General features: G+C 70.3%; 16 protein-coding genes. 10 read left to right on the forward strand and 6 right to left on the reverse strand.

Features of this window, described 5'->3' with window-relative positions; translation table 11 throughout:
• Positions 1–17: 17 nt before the first annotated feature.
• The 3 genes from AC5Y7D_RS16890 to AC5Y7D_RS16900 form a co-directional block, all read right to left on the reverse strand.
• Positions 18–2,459: a PE family protein gene (locus AC5Y7D_RS16890; protein ID WP_499925933.1), complete on the reverse strand. Its 2,442-nt coding sequence runs from the start codon at positions 2,457–2,459 to the stop codon at positions 18–20.
• A 218-nt stretch (positions 2,460–2,677) separates the two neighbouring features.
• Positions 2,678–3,457 (reverse strand): class I SAM-dependent methyltransferase, encoded by a 780-nt coding sequence (locus tag AC5Y7D_RS16895; RefSeq protein ID WP_499925934.1) that lies wholly within the window; start codon positions 3,455–3,457, stop codon positions 2,678–2,680.
• Positions 3,458–3,490: 33 nt separating this feature from the next.
• A complete protein-coding gene (locus AC5Y7D_RS16900) occupies positions 3,491–5,161 on the reverse strand; it encodes a PE family protein (RefSeq protein WP_499925936.1) in 1,671 nt (556 codons plus the stop codon).
• Positions 5,162–5,289: 128 nt separating this feature from the next.
• On the opposite strand from AC5Y7D_RS16900, the gene pcaH reads away from it, so the two are divergent.
• From pcaH to AC5Y7D_RS16915, 3 genes are read left to right on the forward strand one after another with little or no spacing between them, the layout of a single operon-like run.
• Positions 5,290–6,024 (forward strand): protocatechuate 3,4-dioxygenase subunit beta, encoded by a 735-nt coding sequence (gene pcaH, locus AC5Y7D_RS16905; RefSeq protein WP_499925938.1) that lies wholly within the window; start codon positions 5,290–5,292, stop codon positions 6,022–6,024.
• Positions 6,021–6,590 (forward strand): protocatechuate 3,4-dioxygenase subunit alpha, encoded by a 570-nt coding sequence (gene pcaG, locus AC5Y7D_RS16910; RefSeq protein WP_499925940.1) that lies wholly within the window; start codon positions 6,021–6,023, stop codon positions 6,588–6,590. Before pcaH ends, pcaG begins: the two co-directional genes overlap by 4 nt.
• Positions 6,587–7,807: a lyase family protein gene (locus AC5Y7D_RS16915; RefSeq protein WP_499925941.1), complete on the forward strand. Its 1,221-nt coding sequence runs from the start codon at positions 6,587–6,589 to the stop codon at positions 7,805–7,807. Before pcaG ends, AC5Y7D_RS16915 begins: the two co-directional genes overlap by 4 nt.
• A 7-nt stretch (positions 7,808–7,814) precedes the next feature.
• Here the strand turns inward: AC5Y7D_RS16915 and AC5Y7D_RS16920 are convergent, their stop codons facing one another.
• Positions 7,815–9,383 carry an adenylate/guanylate cyclase domain-containing protein gene (locus AC5Y7D_RS16920; RefSeq protein ID WP_499925943.1) on the reverse strand — a complete coding sequence of 523 codons (1,569 nt, stop codon included), beginning with the start codon at positions 9,381–9,383 and terminating at the stop codon, positions 7,815–7,817.
• On the reverse strand, positions 9,380–10,180 hold the full coding sequence (locus AC5Y7D_RS16925; protein WP_499925945.1) for a class I SAM-dependent methyltransferase: 801 nt from the start codon (positions 10,178–10,180) through the stop codon (positions 9,380–9,382). Before AC5Y7D_RS16925 ends, AC5Y7D_RS16920 begins: the two co-directional genes overlap by 4 nt.
• Positions 10,181–10,325: 145 nt before the next feature.
• Here AC5Y7D_RS16925 and AC5Y7D_RS16930 point away from each other — a divergent pair, with 145 nt between their 5' ends.
• From AC5Y7D_RS16930 to AC5Y7D_RS16945, 4 genes are read left to right on the forward strand one after another with little or no spacing between them, the layout of a single operon-like run.
• Positions 10,326–10,988, forward strand: coding sequence for a helix-turn-helix transcriptional regulator (locus tag AC5Y7D_RS16930; protein ID WP_499925947.1), 663 nt, complete (start codon positions 10,326–10,328; stop codon positions 10,986–10,988).
• Positions 10,985–11,410, forward strand: a complete 426-nt coding sequence (locus AC5Y7D_RS16935; RefSeq protein ID WP_499925949.1) for a hypothetical protein — start codon at positions 10,985–10,987, stop codon at positions 11,408–11,410. The genes AC5Y7D_RS16930 and AC5Y7D_RS16935 overlap by 4 nt, the downstream gene beginning before the upstream one ends.
• Positions 11,411–11,422: 12 nt before the next feature.
• Entirely contained in the window at positions 11,423–11,770 is a 348-nt protein-coding gene (locus tag AC5Y7D_RS16940; protein ID WP_499925951.1) for a cupin domain-containing protein, read from the forward strand.
• A 2-nt stretch (positions 11,771–11,772) separates the two neighbouring features.
• Positions 11,773–12,687, forward strand: a complete 915-nt coding sequence (locus AC5Y7D_RS16945; RefSeq protein ID WP_499925953.1) for an NAD(P)H-dependent flavin oxidoreductase — start codon at positions 11,773–11,775, stop codon at positions 12,685–12,687.
• Positions 12,688–12,701: 14 nt separating this feature from the next.
• Here the strand turns inward: AC5Y7D_RS16945 and AC5Y7D_RS16950 are convergent, their stop codons facing one another.
• The gene (locus tag AC5Y7D_RS16950; protein ID WP_499925955.1) at positions 12,702–13,205 is read right to left on the reverse strand and encodes a DUF1990 domain-containing protein; all 504 of its coding nucleotides are present in this window, start codon (positions 13,203–13,205) and stop codon (positions 12,702–12,704) included.
• Positions 13,206–13,307: 102 nt separating this feature from the next.
• On the opposite strand from AC5Y7D_RS16950, the gene AC5Y7D_RS16955 reads away from it, so the two are divergent.
• The 3 genes from AC5Y7D_RS16955 to AC5Y7D_RS16965 all read left to right on the forward strand — a co-directional run.
• On the forward strand, positions 13,308–14,174 hold the full coding sequence (locus AC5Y7D_RS16955) for an aldo/keto reductase (protein ID WP_499925957.1): 867 nt from the start codon (positions 13,308–13,310) through the stop codon (positions 14,172–14,174).
• Positions 14,175–14,364: 190 nt separating this feature from the next.
• Positions 14,365–16,197: a PE family protein gene (locus AC5Y7D_RS16960; protein WP_499925959.1), complete on the forward strand. Its 1,833-nt coding sequence runs from the start codon at positions 14,365–14,367 to the stop codon at positions 16,195–16,197.
• 108 nt (positions 16,198–16,305) lie between these two features.
• Positions 16,306–17,837, forward strand: a 1,532-nt coding sequence (locus AC5Y7D_RS16965) for a PE family protein (RefSeq protein WP_499925960.1), incomplete at its 3' end; no start/stop codon positions are given.

Raw genomic sequence — 17,837 nt, forward strand, 5'->3', positions numbered from 1 at the left:
TGCGCGCCGGGGGACAGCTACGCCAGGCCGTTGTCCCCGTCTGCGCCCGCCAGAAGCCCGCGCTTTCCGCCGGTGCCTCCGGGCCCGGCGGGGGAGCCCGTGACAGTACCGCCGTTGCCGCCGTTGCCACCGTCGCCGATCAGCACGGCGTTGCCCCCGGCCCCGCCTGTGCCGCCCGTGGTAGTTCCATATCCGCCCGCGCCTCCGGCGCCACCGTTGCCGAACAACTGGCCGCCCCGTCCGCCGGTCCCGCCGGTCCCGCCGGTCCCGTTGGGGAAGCCGTAACCACTGCCGCCGATCCCGCCGCCACCGCCTGAGCCCAGAAGGGCGGCTTGTCCACCATTTCCGCCAGTGCCGCCGTCGCCGCTGTAGCTGAACCCGCCCTCGCCGCCGTCCCCGCCCGAACCGAACAGCAGGCCGGCGCTGCCACCTTGTCCGCCGGCCGCGCCGCCACCGATGGTGGAGGTTCCACCGAGACCACCGGCGCCTCCAGATCCGAACAGCAGCCCGGCGTTGCCGCCGGCTCCGCCGGCACCGGCGTCCTTGATGCCGAAAGCGCCGGCCCCGCCGTCGCCACCCCCGGCGCCGACCAGGCCTGCGAGCAGTCCGCCGGTCCCGCCGGTCCCGCCGGCGCCTCCGATCGCGTTCATTCCGCCGAAGCCTCCGCCGCCGGCGCCGCCGTGTCCACCGCCACCGAACAGCCCGCCGGCGCCGCCGGCCCCGCCCGCACCGCCGAGAGTGGCGGCGGTGTTCACTACGAACCCGCCGGAGCCGCCGGTTCCGCCATCGCCGAACAGCCAGCCGCCTAACCCACCGGCACCGCCATTCCCCGCGGCCGCGCTGCTCGTGGAGCCCCAGCCGGCACCGCCTGCCCCGCCGGACCCGACGAGTCCCGCGGACCCGCCGGCACCGCCGTTCTGCCCTACGCCGCCTGATCCGCCGGCGCCACCGTCGCCGAACAGGATTCCGCCGGGTGTGCCGTTTTGACCGGTCCCGGGAGTCCCGGGCAGGCCGTTGCCGATCAAGGGGCGTCCCAGCAGCGCCTCGACGGGCGTGTTGATCGCGTTGAGCGTCTGCTGCTGCAGGACGTGCAGCGGAGAGTTGTTGAGCCTCGCGTTGAATCCGTCAGCGCCCAGCAGCAAACCACTATTCCCGCCGGCGCCGCTGCCGCCCGGGGCGGGACCCGTTCCACCGTTGCCACCGTTGCCGCCGTTGCCGATCAGGACAGCGTTGCCCCCCGCCCCACCGGCGCCACCGGAAGTCACCCCCTGCCCGCCGGCTCCGCCGGCACCGCCGTTGCCGAACAACACACCGCCCCAGCCGCCATCCCCGCCGGCCGCGGCGATGCCGCCGGCCAGGGCCGCTCCGCCGGTGCCCCCGATCCCGCCATTGCCGAGCAGAAGTGCGCGGCCGCCATCCCCTCCGATGCCGCCGGTGGCGTTGCCGACCCCACCGGCCCCGCCGACTCCGCCGTTGGAAGCCAGCACACTGGCGGTCCCGCCGTCGCCGCCGTTACCGCCGGCGACGGCGCCGAAGCCGCCGTCTCCGCCTGCCCCGCCGTTGCCGAACAGCAAGCCGGCATTGCCGCCGACGCCGCCATTGCCGCCTTTCCCAATGAGGCCGCTTCCACCAGTCCCGCCGGCGCCGCCAGCGCCATACAGCAGCCCTCCGTTGCCGCCGGCCCCGCCGGTACCGCCGTTGCCGGTGCCGTTGTTCAAGCCGAACAGCACTCCGTCGCCAGCGTTGCCGCCGGCCCCGCCCGCGCCGAAGAGTCCCGCGGCGCCGCCGGCCCCGCCGTTGCCGCCGTTGCCGTTGCCGCCCAATGCCGAGCCGCCGAGACCGCCGGCCCCGCCCTGTCCCCACAGGAATCCGCCGGCACCGCCGCCCCCGCCGACTCCGCCATTGCCACCGGTACTGTTCCCGCCGGCGCCACCGGTACCGCCAAGGCCCAGTAAGCCGGCCGCGCCACCGCTTCCGCCGGCTCCGCCGGTCAGATTGGCTCCGTCGACCACGACACCCGACCCGCCGGACCCGCCGTTTCCGATCAACCACCCGCCCGGCGCGCCGTTCTGGCCGGTTCCGGGAGCTCCGTTGGCGCCGTTGCCGATAAGCGGGCGTCCGGTGAGCGTCTGGACCGGTGCGTTGACCACGTCCAGCAGCGCCTGCAGTGGCGCGACGTTGGCCGCCTCGGCTGCGGCATAAGCGGTTGCGCCGGCGTTGAGCGACTGGACAAATTGCTGATGAAAGGCCGCCGTCCGGGCGCTGAGCGTCTGATAGGCCTGTGCGTGTCCGGAGAACACCGCCGCGATCGCAGCCGACACCTCGTCTTCGGCTGCGGCAACCAGCACCGAGGTTGGATTCGCAGCCGCGCTGCTGGCCGAACTCAGCCTCGAGCCGATGCTCGCCAGGTCCGTGGCCGCTGTCTCCAACACCCCCGGCAACGCAAACACAAACGACACTTGGTGCCTCTCATCCAGTCGGCGGATCCGCGCGAGCCGGGAAATTCAATCACGCTGCGCGGGAGCATGTCCTGGCTTTGGGGCGAAACGGTTGCTCTGCTTTCGGGCGCTGCGGTTTGTGCCCGAAGCAGCTCGGATGGCGGCGCATATTGCGCAGCTGAGGGGCTCGTCCCTGCACAAGCTGCGCACCAAGGGAAGGGCTGCGCTGGGAAGGCGTTTTAGGTCACTGCGCGTCTGCCGATTCCGGCCATCATGATCGGCGTGAAAACCCGGATGTCTGCACCGAATCGGGCAGCGGCTGCGTCGGCGTCCTCTCGCGATAGCAACCCGGCTTCCACCAAGGCTGAGCGCAAGCTTTCGAAGGACAACCGGAAGAAGTCGAAACCCGTTGTGCGTGAATCGATGACCTTGGCCCGGCCCTCTCCCCGCACCTCCGTCAGTCCGGCGGCGGCCATGTCGGCGACGACGCGGCGGCCATAGTACGGCTCGGAACCGGCACGTCGGCTGAGCTCGAGGATCGCCTCCCTGACCCGCTCGAATAGCGGGTCGTCTTGATCGAAGCCCAACGCCGTACAGTCGAAGTCCTCAATCACCATCCAGCCACCGGGACGCAACGTCGCGGCCAGGCGGTCAAGGATCTGTCGTCGGTCCGGCAGGTGCTCGAGCACCAGTCGGGAGTGCACCAGGTCGAACTCACCCTCGGGCAGCTCGTCGGTGCGGATGTCGAGGCGCCGGACGTCGATGCTGTCGCCGGCGAGCGATTCGATGAAGCGAGTGTCGATGTCGACAGCCACCACGGTGGCCCCGCGACCAGTCATCCAGTGCAGCAGTGACCCTCCGCCGGCGCCGACTTCCAAACAGCGCCATGGCCTTTCGGAGCTGCGAAGGCCGAGCTCGTCGAGCAGCGCCTGGGTGCCCGGGTCCCACAAGCTCTCGATGGCGGCCAACCGGTTTCGCTCGTCGACGAAACCCTGGTCGTAAACGTAGTCGCTCGGCATGGCGCCAAGGGTATCCTCCGGGTAGGCCGTGCCTCAGCCGTTCGCGCCGGACGCGCCCTGGGCGCCCGTGCTGCCGTTTGCGCCGTTGCCGCCGGCGCTTCCTGCGATGGTGTTACCGCCGGAGGCGCTGCCAGCCGAACCGCCGACCCCGCCTGCTCCCGCGGCGCCACCCGCACCACCGACGCCGCCTGTGCCGCCCGCTCCGCCGCCTCCGGCAGAGCCGAGCAACCCTGCGGCTCCCGCGGTGCCGGCTGCGCCCCCGGTCCCGCCGGTGCCGCCGGTTCCGCCGACGCCGCCGACGCCGCCGACGCCACCGGGGCCGGCTTTAGAGGTGACATCTCCGTCACCCGCCGCGATGGCGAAGCCGCCAGTCCCCCCGGCCCCCCCGGCAGCGCCGACACCGCCGGCACCACCGACGCCGCCGGCGCCGCCATAGCCGGCATTGCCGCCATTGCCGTAAAGCATTCCGCCGCGCCCGCCGCTACCCCCGTCGCCACCGACTCCGCCGGTGCCGCCGGTTCCGCCGGTGCCGCCGGTGCCGCCGATTCCGCCGGTGCCGCCGGCTGCAGCGCTTGCGCCTTGGAAACTGGCGGTGGCGGTAGCCGTACCCCCGGTACCGCCCACGCCACCCGTAGCGCCGGTGCCGCCCGATCCGCCGACGCCACCGATGCCGCCCAGCCCCCCGTCCCCGCCGTCACCGAACAGCAGCCCGGCGTTGCCGCCGGCACCACCGTGACCCCCGGTTCCCGCGATCGTGGCAGCACTGCCTGGACCACCCATGCCGCCCTGGCCACCGTCACCGCCTAAAGCGCCATAGAAAGAACTCGCGACGCCCGAATTGGCCGCGCTACCGCCGATACCCCCCGTCCCGCCCACCTGGCCGGTGGAGCCGGAAGTCCCGGAACCGGCATTGCCGGCGATGATCACGTCGTTAGGGAGACTGCCTGTGGCAGGGCTTCCGTTGCCGCCGGGGGCGGCCGGACCGATGACGGGGGTGGCCACGCCAGTTCCGGCCAGGCCGGCGCCGCCCTGCCCGCCGGCGCCGCCACTGCCGAAAAGGATCGCGCTGCCGCCGGCGCCGCCGCTGCCGGCCGCCCCACCGTTGAAACCCGTCACGGCGGCGCCTCCGGTCCCGCCGGCACCGCCGTTGCCGAACAGCCATCCGCCGGCGCCGCCCTGCCCGCCGGCCGCGCCGTACCCGCCGCCGCCACCGCGCCCGCCGTTGCCGAACAGGCCGGCGTTACCGCCATTGCCGCCGGTCGAGCCAGCGGATCCTGGCTGGGTGTATCCGGCGCCGCCGTTGCCCCACAGCAGTCCGCCGTTGCCGCCGGTCGGATTTGCCGCGGTCCCGTTCGCGCCGTTGCCGACGATCAACATCCCGAACAGCTCCAGGCCGGGCTCGGCGGCGGCCAGGCTGGAAAGATTGCCGGCTTCGGCGCTGGCGTAGGACATCGCGCCGGAGGTCAGGTTCTGCATGAATTGGCGGTGAAATGCCGACGCCTGCCTGCTGACCGCTTGAAAGGTCTCAGCATGCGTGCTGAACAGCGCTGCAATGGCCGCCGAGATCTCGTCGGCACCAGCCGAGAGGATGCCTGTGGTTGAGCCCGCTGTCGCAGCCCTGGCCACATCGATCGAGGAGGCAAGCTTGGCCAGATCACCGACAGCAGCAATTACTGTGTCCGGTGTTGTGATGAGATACGACATCGCCACTCCTGTAGATTTCCGAGCCCGAGCGCGAAATCTAGCACCGAGGTCTGCCGGCCGCGCGTGATTTTGACGAATTCTTCAACTAATCGCGCTGTACCGGGCTGCAGCGAGTAACCTGACGCTACGTGGAGGCCGTACCGGAACGCGCCGCGTCGCAAGGTGACATCTCGGCCGAGATTGCCGCCATCGTGGCCGACTACCAGCGAGTCGGCGGGGAAGAAGCCATGCCGCGGCTCAATTTCCCGCCCTATCGCAGCAGCACCCTGCGCCATCCGGGCAACCCACTGCTTAGTATCGACCCCGACGAGATCGAATGCTGGGCACCCTGTTTCGGCCACCAGGACGTCGACCCGCTCGATGCCGACCTGACGGGCGGTCATCCGGGTGAACCGATCGGAGAGCGGATCATTGTGACCGGGCGGGTGCTTGACCGATCCGGCCGCCCTTTGGTTGGTCAGTTGTTGGAGATCTGGCAGGCCAACGCCAGCGGCCGGTATCGGCATCAAGGTGACCAACACCCCGCGCCGCTGGATCCTCACTTCATCGGCGCCGGTCGCTGCCTCACCGGACCCGATGGCTCTTACCGCTTCAAGACGATCAAGCCGGGCCCCTACCCCTGGCGCAACCATCGCAACGCCTGGCGGCCCGCGCACATCCACTTCTCATTATTCGGAACGCTTTTCACCCAGCGGCTGGTCACTCAGATGTACTTTCCCGGCGACCCGCTGTTCGGGCTGGACCCGATCGTCCAGTCGGTCCTTGATCCCGCTGCGCGGCAACGACTGATCGCCGAGTACGACCATGAGGTCACCGAACCGAATTACGCGACAGGCTACCGGTGGGACATTGTGCTCCGATGACCGAATCTCGTTGTACACCAGGGCAAACGGTCGGACCATTCTTCGGTATCGGTCTGCCGTTCGCGCGCGACGGCGAACTGGTCTGCGACGCGTTCCCCGGGGCCGTCGAATTGCACGGCACGATATACGACGGGGCGGGTGCCGCGGTGCCCGATGCGCTGCTGGAGATCTGGCAACCCGACAATGCCGGCCGGGTACCGCGCGCGTCCGGGTCACTACGGCGCGACGGGTGGACATTCACCGGATGGGGGAGGGCAGCGACCGACGCGGACGGGCACTACAACTTCACCACTGTGGCCCCGGGTCTGACGAGCGCCGGGCACCCGCCGTACTTCTCCGTCACCGTGTTCGCGCGGGGCTTGCTGGACCGGCTTTTCACTCGCGCCTACCTGCCCGACGCCGATCTGGACAACGATCCGGCGTTGTCTGACGTCGGCCCAAAGCGCCGCGCCACATTGCGCTGTGTCGACGAAACCGACTCGGGCCGAACGCGATACCGTTTCGATGTGCATCTGCAGGGGCCCCGCGAGACCGTTTTCCTGGCGTACCGGGACAGTCGGCGATGACCAATCTGTTGTGGCCCGGTGACGAACGCGCCGGGGACCACATGACCGACCCGGCTCTGTTGCGGTCGATGGTTACGGTGGAATCGGCATGGTTAGGTGCGCTGGCGGCTGCCGGGCTGGCGCCCGTCTCAGGCGTCGATCTGCGGCCCCTGGTGGCGGAATCGGACTGCGAAAGGCTGGCGGTCACCGCCGAGGGCGGCGGCAATCCGGTGATCGGCCTGGTTACACTGCTGCGTCAGCGGGCGGTGCCGGCGCTGAGTCCGTGGATTCACCGCGGACTGACCAGCCAGGACGTCCTCGACACTGCCCTCATGCTGGCGCTGCGGGGCGTCATCGACGAACTCCGTGACCAGCTCTCGGCACAGATCTCCACGCTGTCTCGGCTTGCCACTGCGCAGCGGGCCGCGCCCATGGTCGCCCGCACGCTGACCCAACCTGCCGCCCCCACCACGTTCGGGGCCAAGGCGGCGGGCTGGCTCACCGGTGTGCTGGACGCCCTTGACCGGCTCGCCGGGGTGTCCACCCCTGGTCAGTTCGGTGGTGCCGTCGGAAACTGTTCGGCCGTAGTGGAATTGGCGAATTTGCGCGCGGGCGTCACCGAGCCCGCCGAGCTCGCCGAACGGGTCGGACGCGGCGCCGCGACAACTTTGGGACTTGACTTCCGGCCGCCATGGCATACTGCGCGGGCGCCGATCACGGCCGCCGCCGATGCGTTGGTGGCGTGTACCGACAGTTGGGGGCGCATCGCCTCCGACGTCGTCACGCTGGCCCGTCCCGAAATCGCCGAACTGAGCGAACCCGCCGCCGGGGGCCGCGGCGGGTCGTCGTCCATGCCGCACAAGCGTAATCCGGTGCTGGCCATTCTGATCCGGCGAGCCGCATTGGCGGCACCGCCGCTGGCCGCCATGTTGCACACCGCCGCGGCGCTGGCCAACGACGAGCGGCCGGACGGCCCCTGGCACGCCGAATGGGACACCCTGCGGACGCTGGCGCGGCGCACCCTCGTGGCGGGCTCGCAATGCAGCGAAATGCTGGCCGGGTTGCAGGTTCATGCCGGGCGAATGGCCGATAACCTCAGTGCGGTCGACGTTCTCGGCGAGCAGCGCGCCGTCGCCGATCTGGTCGGTGAACCGCCGTCGCCAACCTACTTCGGCGCGATCGACAGGCTGATAGACGGGAGCGTGCAGCGGGCCCGGCAGACGCTCGACGGCCGATAGTGAGCAGTCAGCGGTTGATCGAAGGCAAGACTTCCGTTGTCGCAGAGTCGATCTCGTCGCGCAGCACTTCGTAGACCTGCAACGGCAGCTTCTTGCCTTTGACTTGAACCAGCGGTAGGGCACGCACCGCAAAGGCATCACCGATCGCGTCGTAGCACTGCTGGGTGATCAAGACGTTCGTGTTCAATTCACGGTTGAGCGACTCGACGCGACTCGCCACATTCACAGTATCGCCGATGACGGTGTATTCCATCTTCCGGTCCGAGCCGATGTTGCCGGCAATCAGCGGTCCGGTGTGCAACCCGATTCCGACGTCGATTGCTATGCCGCCCCTCGCTTTTTGCTGCTCGTTGAAGTGCACGACTTCCTCGATCATCCGCAGCGCGGCGCGGACGGCACGTGCGGCGTCATCGGGCTTGGGCACCGGAGCGCCGAAGACGGCCATCACGGAATCGCCGATGAATTTGTCGACAATCCCACCCTCGTCGAACACGATCGCAACCATGCGATGCAGGTAGTCGTTCAGGAAGCTGACCACATCTTCGGGGCGCATCGTTTCGCTGATCGACGTGAAGCCCCGGATATCGCTGAACAACACGGTGGCCGTGAGCTTCGCACTGAGCCGCCCCCCGTTCTTCATCTTCAGCGCTTCCCTTACCACGTCGGCCGGCACGTACTTCTGAAACATCTGCCGTACGTTCCTCTCGGCTGCGCGCGACTCGGCGACCTCGTCGAACAGGCGGGCGTTTTCAATGGCGATCGCCGCCTGGTCAGCGAAAGCATGCAGCAGGTTCTGCGCTTCCTCATTGAACTTCCCCTCCGCCACTTTGCTGTCCACGTAGAGCGCGCCCAGGATGCGGTCCTTCAGTCGCAACGGCACACAGATCAGCGAACGCACCTCCAGGGCGGTGATCGACAACGACCCGGTCAACGCGGTCTGCGCGTCTGTCGTCAGCACCGGCTCGCCCGTCGTCGTCACCCCGTTCAGCACGGAGCGCGAGATCAACTGCGCCGGATGCCGGATCACCGTCCTGTCGGAGCTGCGCGCCACCTTGAAGTCCAGCATGTCGTTGTGCACCAGGATGAGGAAACCGCGTTCGGCTTTGATCAGCTCGATACCCTTATCGACAATCGTTTCGAGGATTTTGGCCTTGTCGGGCTCGCTGTTGAGCGCCTTGGTGGTTTCGATGAGCGCCGCCAGGTTGCGCAACTTGTGGCTGGTGGCCAGCTGGGCATCGCCGTCGACGTCGGCGGGTGCGGCCGAAGCGTCTGCGCCGGATTCGAAGTAGAGCACCGTCGAGCCCACCCGGATGCGGTCACCGGAGCGCAACCGGTGCGCGGTCACCATGCGCTCGTTGACGAACGAGCCGTTGAAGCTGTCGAGATCCCGCAACAGCCAGTGTGTTTCGCTACGGCGGAACTCACAGTGGCAGCGCGACAGGCCGGGGTCGTCGAGCGCGACATGGTTGTCCGGCGCGCGGCCGACTCTGGTGGGGTTCTCGATCAACTCGACGACCCGATGGTGCCGGCCGTCCAGGACGACCAGCCGCGCCACCGGACCGGCCGGCAACGTCAACCCGGTTTCTGCGCGACGATGGCCACCGCGGCCAGCCGATCGCGATGTCTGCGGAAGGTGCCGCGCATTGCCAGTACCCGCTTGCGCGCATCGGGCTGGGCGAGCACATTCTTGGCGAATTTGATTGCGCCCCAGAGTCCTTCGTCGGCAATCAGCCGTCGTGGCTGTAACAGCGCCATCGGTGCCGCCGTGACGTGCTGTACCACCAGGCCGTGACCGGCCAGCAGTTCGGTCCACTCCGCGACCGTCAGCGGACGCGCATTGACCTTGATCGCCCGGGCCAGCGACTGCCGGATGTCGGTGGCGACATCTCCGGGTAGGTCGTCAGGGGTCAGGGCAAGCTCGTGAATCGCATACCGCCCGCGTGGCCGCAGCATCCGCGCGGCCTCGGCGACGATGGCGTGCTTTGCGGTATCGCTTTGCATGGTCAGCATCGCCTCGCCGATCACGACGTCTGCGGTGGCGTCGGGCAACCCGGTGTCGGCCGCATCGCTGACCTTCACCTTGCCGCGGTCGGCCAGGACGCCGCGCACGTGGTTGGCCGCGTCGGGGTCGGCTTCCACACCGATGTAGGACCGGGGGCCGCGGGCCACGATCTCGGCCGCCGTCCGGCCCAGGCCGGGAGCGAGTTCGAGCACGTCGGCGCCGGCAACCTCGGCCCGGGCCAGCAGGGTACGGGTGAGCTCGACGCCGCCGGGGCGCAGCACCCGCTTGCCCAGCCGGGCCAGCAGCCAATGTCCCGGGACGTGTTCATCGTCCCGGCCGGAGAGGGGGAGGGAGTCGTGTGTGGCGGCCATAGTGATGATTGTTGCTGCACTGTAAGGTAGCGCAGCCGTGCGGGGCCGGCGGGGAGCCGTCCGCGTTCTCCCGGCCTGGTTTGCACAATTCCACTTGTGTAAAGTCGCTAGTCCACGCGTCGTCCGGGAAGGTAAGTGACTCGCCATGGCAGATCCTGATTCAGGGCCCGAGTCGACCGGTCGTCGTCGCGCGGTGTTGCGGATCCTTCGCGCTTCCCCGGGGCCGCTGAGCATCGCCGCGATCGCCAAGAAGCTGGACGTCCACCCCAATACCGTGCGCTTCCATCTGGACGGCCTGGTCGGCGACGGCCGGGTTGAGCACGTGGCGCCGGACCGTCGCGGCCCGGGCCGCCCGCCGCTGATGTTCCGGGCCGTGCCGCAGATGGATCGCGATGGCGCGCGGCAGTATCGGCTGTTGGCCGAGATACTGGCCCGCAGCCTCGGCGCCGAGCCGGACTCGGCAGCCCGGGCCGTTGCCGCCGGCCGGGCGTGGGGGGAGCGGCTGGGGTCTCCCGGACCCGACCCGGGCGCACCGGAGTCCATCGCGCACCTGCTCGGCGTACTCGACGATCTGGGGTTCGAACCCGAACTGCGCGCCGCCGACGGCAACCAGCAGCTCGGCCTTCGCCACTGCCCCTTCCTCGAGCTCGCCGAAAAGCAGCCCAATCTGATCTGCCCCGTTCACCTGGGATTGATGCGCGGTGCCCTGGACACCTGGGGGGCACCGGTGACCGTCGAAAGGCTGGAGGCGTTCGTCGAACCGGACCTCTGCCTGGCCCACCTCGCCCCGGTGAGTACCGCGCGGTGAACGCCGGGCGGGCCACCGAGGTCGCCGTCACCTTCGTCTGGCTCGGTATGGTGCTGGCCATCTCGTTCCTGGAAGCCCCGCTGAAGTTCCGGGCGCCCAACGTGACGCTGCAGATCGGGTTGGGCATCGGTCGCCTGGTCTTCCGCGCCCTCAACACCGTCGAAGTCGCGTTCGCCATGGTGATCGGGGCGCTGGTAGTGGCCGGCCCGACGCCGCTGCGGATCGCGGTGGCGTTCTCGATCGCCGCCGTCGCCCTGGCCGCCCAGCTCATCGCGGTGCGTCCGCGTCTGACCCGCCGTTCCGACCAGGTGCTGGCCGGTCTGGACGCGCCGCGCTCCCGCGCCCATTACGTCTACGTGGGCTTAGAGGTGGTCAAAGTGGCGGCGCTGCTGGCGGCGGGGATACTGCTACTGAACAGCTGAAAGGCGAGGGCCATGGAATCCATTTCGCTGACCGACCTGGCGTCGGAGAAGTTGGCCGAGGCGCGCAAGTCGCACAGCGGCCGCGCCGCCCATACCATCCACGGCGGCCATACTCACGAACTGCGCCAGACCGTGCTGGCTCTGCTCGCCGACCAGGAGCTGTCCGAACACGACAGCCCCGGCGAGGCGACCTTGCAGGTGCTGCAGGGTCATGTGCGCCTCACTGCGGGTGAGGACGCGTGGGACGGCAAGACCGGGGACTATGTGGCCATTCCACCGGTACGCCATGCGCTGCTCGCCGTGCAGGACTCGGTGGTGATGCTGACCGTGCTGAAGTCCCAGCCCGGCGCTTCGCACTGACCGTGCTCGCCACCCCCTGGTCGCGAGACTTCGGCCTGCGGGTGCCGATCGTGAATGCGCCGATGGGCGGGGTCGCGGGAGGTCGACTTTCGACGGCGGTGAGTGCGGCGGGTGGGCTGGGCATGGTCGGGATGGGCAGCACCTCGACCCGGTCGGCGCTGGCGGAAGAGTTGCGGCAGGTGCGCGGGCGGTTCGGGATCGGCCTGGTGGACTGGGTGATGCGCAGCCGGCGCGGGCTGCTCGATGACGCGCTGGCGGCGGGGCCGGTGCTGCTGTCGGTCAGCTTCGGTACAGACTTCTCCTGGGTTACTGCCGCACATGAGGCCGGAATCGCAACTGCCACACAGGTTTACGATGCGGAAGGGGCCCGCCGGGCGGCCGGCGCGGGCGTCGACATCGTGGTGGCGCGCGGGACGGAAGGCGGCGGCCACGGCGACGTGCGGTTGGCGACGCTGCCGTTGCTGGACGTGGTGCTGGATGCCGTATCCGTTCCGGTGTTGGCCGGGGGCGGGATCGCCTCGCCGCGAAGTCTGGCTGCCGTGCTGGCCGCCGGTGCCAGCGGGGCGTGGGTGGGCACCCGGCTGGCCGCCTGCCCGGAGGCGCTGACTGGGGACTCCGGCCGTCAGGCCCTGATCGAGGCGGCCGCAACCGACACGCGGGTGACCCGGGTGTTCGACGTCGCCGCCGGCCTGCCCTGGCCGGAGCGATTTCCCTCGCGGGTCCTGGCCGACGAGTTCGTCACCCGGTGGACCGGCCGCGAGGCTGCACTGGCAGCGGATCCGGTGGCGTGCGGGCAACCGGTGGCACCGGTGGACGCGGGCCAGGGGGTCGGGATGATTCGCGACAACGCCACCGTCGGCGAAGTCCTCGAGGCGATGTGCTCGGGTGCCCGGCAGCTGCTGTCCCGCTGGGGCTGATCGCCCGGGGCGGGTCAGACCCCGCGCAGATACCGCTTCGCGATCAGCTGCTGCGCCACCGCGACGAAGGGCCGCCCGAGTCTGCTCCACCAGGTCCCGGGCCGGGAGAACGCCGACACCTCGGCGTACACCGCTGAAGTGCTCGGGTCGTAGCGGACGGCGAAGCGCTCTTCCCCGGATTCCGGGTGCCCCGGCAGCGTGCCGTAGGCGAAGCCGCGCACGTCTGCCTCCTCGATCACGTACACCACACGGCATGGGGCGCGCAGCACGCGGAACATGGTGACGACAACCACGGAGGAGACGGCGACGGTGTCGGTGCTGGCGGTCACCCGCAGTCCGGCGCCGCGTTGCATACCCCAGTGCATGAGGGCCTTGGCCGCCTGCTCGAAGCGGTCCCGCCCGGTGCCGATCTGCGCCGATGCGCTCATGTGGTCATAACCCGGGGGCAGTTGATCGGCGGCGGTCGCGCCCACTTCGGGGTACGTCAGCTGTTGCTGAGCGAGCGTGCGCAGGTCCACCTGGCCCAGCTTGCCACGCCCGGCGCCGCCGGGGCCGCCGAATGCGCGGTAACCACTGTGGCGGCAGCAGATTCGACCGCCGACGCGGGTACGGTCGGAAACGTGTCTGCACCAGCATCCGGAACGTTCACCCTCGGTGGCGACCTGACGGTCAATCGGCTCGGTTTCGGCGCGATGCGCCTGACCGGTGCGGGCGTCTGGGGCCCGCCCGCGGATCGCGACGAATGCGTGCGCGTGCTGCGCCGCGCCGTCGACCTGGGGGTGAACTTCATCGACACGGCCGACTCGTACGGCCCGTACGTCTCCGAGGAGATCATTCACGAGGCGCTGCACCCGTATACCGGCCTGGTGATCGCCACCAAGGCCGGGTTGCTGCGCACCGGCCCGAATGTCTGGGTCCCGCTCGGGCATCCGAGCTACCTGCGCCAGGAATGCGAGATGAGCCTGCGGCGTCTCGGCGTCGACACCATCGATCTTTATCAGCTGCACCGCATCGATACGAACTTTCCGCTGGCCGACCAACTCGGTGAGCTGGTCGCGCTGCAGGGCGAGGGCAAAATACGTCACATCGGACTGTCGGAGATCGACGTCGACCAACTCAACGCCGCACGGGAGATCGCGCCGATCGTGTCGGTGCAGAACATGTACAACCTGACCTCACGCAACGCCGAACCGCTGCTGGACGCCGCGACCACCCAGGGCATCGGATTCATCCCGTGGTTCCCGCTGGCATCCGGCCCGCTGGCGGCGCCGGACGGCCCATTGCAGAAGATCGCCGCTGCGCACGGCGCGACGCCGTCCCAATTGGCGCTGGCCTGGCTGCTCCAACGGTCGCCGGTGATGCTGCCGATTCCCGGCACCTCGCGGGTGGCGCACCTGGAGGAGAACGTCGCTGCGGCCGAAATCAGCCTCACCGACCAGGAATTCGAGGCGCTGTCGGCCGCCGGTGCGGCGAAACAGCACGACTGAGGCTCCACGACTCGGTTGAATTCCGAACGGCATTCTATTTTGTTTACCAAAACGGCGCGCCGATTCGAATAGCATTCTGCTTGACGCAGAAATTTCAATTCTGCTCCGGGAAACGCGTACAAATTGCTACCGCGTTGCGCACAATACGTCTGCTTCCAATCGGGAGCGAGGCGCGACTCGGAGGCTGCGAATGTCCTATGTCCTGATCACTCCGCAGGTGTTGACCGCTGCCGCGGCCGATCTTGCGGGGATACGCTCCGCGCTCACGGCGGCGAACCTTGCTGCCGCCGCGCCGACCACGGAGGTGCTGGCTGCCGCGGCCGACGAGGTCTCGGCTGCCATCGCAGCGCTGTTCGGCGGGCATGGCCGGGCCTTTCAGGACCTCAGCGCCCGGGCGAGCGCCTACCATGGGCAGTTCATCCAGGCATTGAGCGCAGGCGGCGGTTCGTACTCGGGCGCCGAAGCCGCCAACGCGTCACCCTTGCAGGTGCTGGAACAGCAGGTTCTCGGAGTGGTGAATGCACCCACGCAGGCCGTGCTGGGTCGCCCACTGATCGGCAACGGTGCGAACGGGGGCCCGGGTCAGGACGGTGGTGCCGGTGGCTTGTTGTTCGGCGACGGTGGCCGCGGTGGCGACGGCCGGCCGGGCCAGGTGGGTGGTAACGGCGGCGCCGCGGGCCTGATCGGCAATGGAGGTGTCGGCGGCGCCGGCGGTGCCGGCGTGTCAGGCGGCTCCGGCGGCAGTGGCGGGTGGTTGTTCGGCAACGGTGGCAGCGGCGGTCAAGGCGGGGCAGCGGTCGCCGGAATCAACGGCGGCAACGCTGGCCAAGGTGGCAACGGCGGCGGCGCCCTGCTTTTCGGTGACGGCGGTACCGGCGGCCAGGGTGGCACCGGCTTGCCTGGGTCTCCTGGCGTCAACCCCATCATCACCGGCACCGGCGCGACCGGCTCCGGTGGCACGGTGGAGATCCTGAGCGGCGTTAGCGGCAACGTGAACGGCGGCAACGGAGGTAACGGCGCAGATGCCGGGTCCGGAGCGACGGGCGGCACCGGCGGATTCGGGGGATTCGCCGGAATCTTCAACGGTGGCGCCGGTGACGGGTTCGGCGGAAACGGCGGGCCCGGCGGCGCCGGCGGAAACGGGGGCGACGGGGGCCAGGGCGGAGCGGTGCTTGTCGACGCCGGCTCTGCCGTCGGCGGGGGCGGCGGAGGCGGAAACGTCGCCAGTGCACCGGGTGGTGCAGGCGGTCGAGGAGGAGACGGCGGCTTCGCGTCGACCGGCACTGGCGGTGTCGGCGCAGGCGGTGGCGGCGGCATCGGCGGCGGCGCGGCCGGAACCTCCGGTGGTAGCGGCGGCAACGGTGGCGCAGGCGGTCGGGGGGGCAACGGCGGTCTGCTGGTCGGCACCGGTGGTGCCGGTGGGGTCGGGGGCATTGGGGGTATCGGTGGCAGCGGAGCCGTTGGCGGCGGCGGTGGCATCGGTGGGGAAGGCGGAACGGGGATTGCGGGCGCTGCGCACCAAGCCTTCGGAGGCTCCGGCGGCAATGGCGGAGACGGAGCCGGCGGTGGTGTTGGCGGTACGGGCGGTGCCGGTGGGGATGGCGGCGGTGGTGGCCGCGGCGGGTTGATCGGAAACGGCGGTGACGGCGGCGACGCGGGCGTCGGCGGTGCCGGCGGCACCGGTGGACAGGGCGGTGCGGGCGGTGCTGCCGGCGCGGGCGGCCAGGGGACAGCGGGCGAAGGGCAGGGCGGTACCGGCGGCGTGGGGGGGGACGGCGGTGACGGCGGCACCGGTGGCAACGGCGGCGGCAGCGGTCGCGGCGGTACCGGCGGTGCCGGGGGCGCGCTGTTCGGTCAGTCCGGTGTCAACGGCGCCGCTGGGCCGGGGGGCGCCGGCGGCGGCGGTGGCGCCGGCGGCGGATCCGGCGCGGGCGGTAGCGGAGGCGCGGGCTCGACCCGCGACGGCAGTACGGGGGACGACGGGCAACCCGGCGGCACCGGAGCATCCGGCCAACCGGGCTAAGCGGACCGCCTAACGAGTTCTTCCTCGAAACGCTGGTCAATCGCGACGGCGCGGCGCACAATACGTCTGCCCAAATTCGGGATTGGGCCGTGTCTGGAGGCTGCCGCCATGTCGTTCGTCGTTGCTACACCGGAGATGTTGAGCACTGCGGCAACAGATCTCGCGAGCATCCGCTCCGCGATGACTGCGGCCAACGCGGCCGCCCTGGCGCCGACGACGGAGGTGCTCGCGGCCGCGGCCGACGAGGTCTCGACGGCGATCGCGGCGGTGTTCGGCGGGCACGCCGCGTCCTACCAGGCGCTCAGCGCCCGCGGCGCGGCGTTTCATGCGCAGATCGTCGAGGCGCTGAGGACGGGTGCCGTGGCGTATTCCGGTGCCGAGGCCGCCAGCATCGACCAACTCGTGCTGGACGTGGTGAACGCCCCCGCCCGGGCGCTGTTGGGTCGCCCGCTGGTGGGCGACGGTGCCGCGGGTGCACCGGGACAGAACGGCGGTGCGGGCGGGTTGCTCTACGGCAACGGCGGTCGTGGTGGCGACGGACTACCCGGCCAGGTTGGCGGCAGAGGCGGCGCGGCGGGTCTGCTTGGCAACGGCGGTGCCGGCGGCCGGGGCGGGGCCGGGGCGGTCGGAGGTAACGGCGGCAGCGGCGGTTGGCTGTTCGGCAACGGTGGTGCCGGCGGGCAGGGCGGCACTGCGATCGCGGGCGTGAACGGCGGCCTGCCCGGGCAGGGCGGCAATGGCGGCAGTGCGCTGCTGTTCGGCGACGGCGGGGCCGGCGGCCAGGGCGGTACCGGCCTGACCGGCAGCCAGGGTGTGAATCCGGTGATCAGCGGGCAGGGCGCAACCGGGGCGGCCGGCCAGCACGATTCGACTCCCGCCTTCGCCTACGGCACTGCCGGTGCCACCGGCGGTGACGGTGGCACCGGTGCTACGGGTGGCACCGGGGGAGCGGGCGGCAATGCTGAGTCGACGGCGAGCTCCGCGATTGCGGGAAATGGTGGCGCCGGGGGGGTCGGCGGTAACGGCGGAGCCGGCGGCGCAGGCGGGAACGCGACCGCCAATGTTGCCAACGTCAATGGCGCTACCGGCGGTGCGGGTGGCAATGGAGCTGTTGCGCTGGCTGCCGGTGGTGCCGGTGGCACCGGTGGTGCCGGCGGTTCCGCAGCCACCTTCGCAGGTAGTTCCAATGCTGGTGCCGGCGGCAATGGTGGTGGCGGCGCCGCCGGTGCGTCTGGCGGTGTGGGAGGCGCGGGAGGAGCCGGTGGAGATGGCGGCCACGGCGGATTCTTCGTCGGTCAGGGTGGTCAAGGCGGAACCGGCGGACAAGGAGGCATCGGCGGGGTCGGTGCGGTCGGTGGTGCGGGCGGTGATGGCGGGTTAGGGGGTGCCGCTTCGAATCAGAGCCTCAATCAGGCGGCCAACGGCGGGAAAGGCGGCATCGGCGGTGGTGGCGGTATCGGCGGCACCGGCGGTACGGGTGGAGTCGGTGGGCGCGGCGGTAATGGCGGCGCGGGGGGCTTCTTGATCGGTGACGGCGGGACAGGGGGCACCGCGGGCATCGGTGGTGCCGGCGGTGCCGGCGGAACGGGTGGTCTTGCCGGCGACGGAGGTGCGGGCGGTGCTGCCAGCGCACTCACTTT

It is taken from the genome of Mycobacterium sp. NGS49 (genome assembly GCF_059812565.1).

Excerpts from the sequence above, each read along its gene's own strand:
- AC5Y7D_RS16895 (WP_499925934.1), bottom strand. The coding sequence starts at position 3,457 with ATGCCGAGCGACTACGTTTACGACCAGGGTTTCGTCGACGAGCGAAAC.
- AC5Y7D_RS16900 (WP_499925936.1), bottom strand. The coding sequence starts at position 5,161 with ATGTCGTATCTCATCACAACACCGGACACAGTAATTGCTGCTGTCGGT.
- pcaG (WP_499925940.1), top strand. The coding sequence starts at position 6,021 with ATGACCGAATCTCGTTGTACACCAGGGCAAACGGTCGGACCATTCTTC.
- AC5Y7D_RS16915 (WP_499925941.1), top strand. The coding sequence starts at position 6,587 with ATGACCAATCTGTTGTGGCCCGGTGACGAACGCGCCGGGGACCACATG.
- AC5Y7D_RS16925 (WP_499925945.1), bottom strand. The coding sequence starts at position 10,180 with ATGGCCGCCACACACGACTCCCTCCCCCTCTCCGGCCGGGACGATGAA.
- AC5Y7D_RS16930 (WP_499925947.1), top strand. The coding sequence starts at position 10,326 with ATGGCAGATCCTGATTCAGGGCCCGAGTCGACCGGTCGTCGTCGCGCG.
- AC5Y7D_RS16940 (WP_499925951.1), top strand. The coding sequence starts at position 11,423 with ATGGAATCCATTTCGCTGACCGACCTGGCGTCGGAGAAGTTGGCCGAG.
- AC5Y7D_RS16960 (WP_499925959.1), top strand. The coding sequence starts at position 14,365 with ATGTCCTATGTCCTGATCACTCCGCAGGTGTTGACCGCTGCCGCGGCC.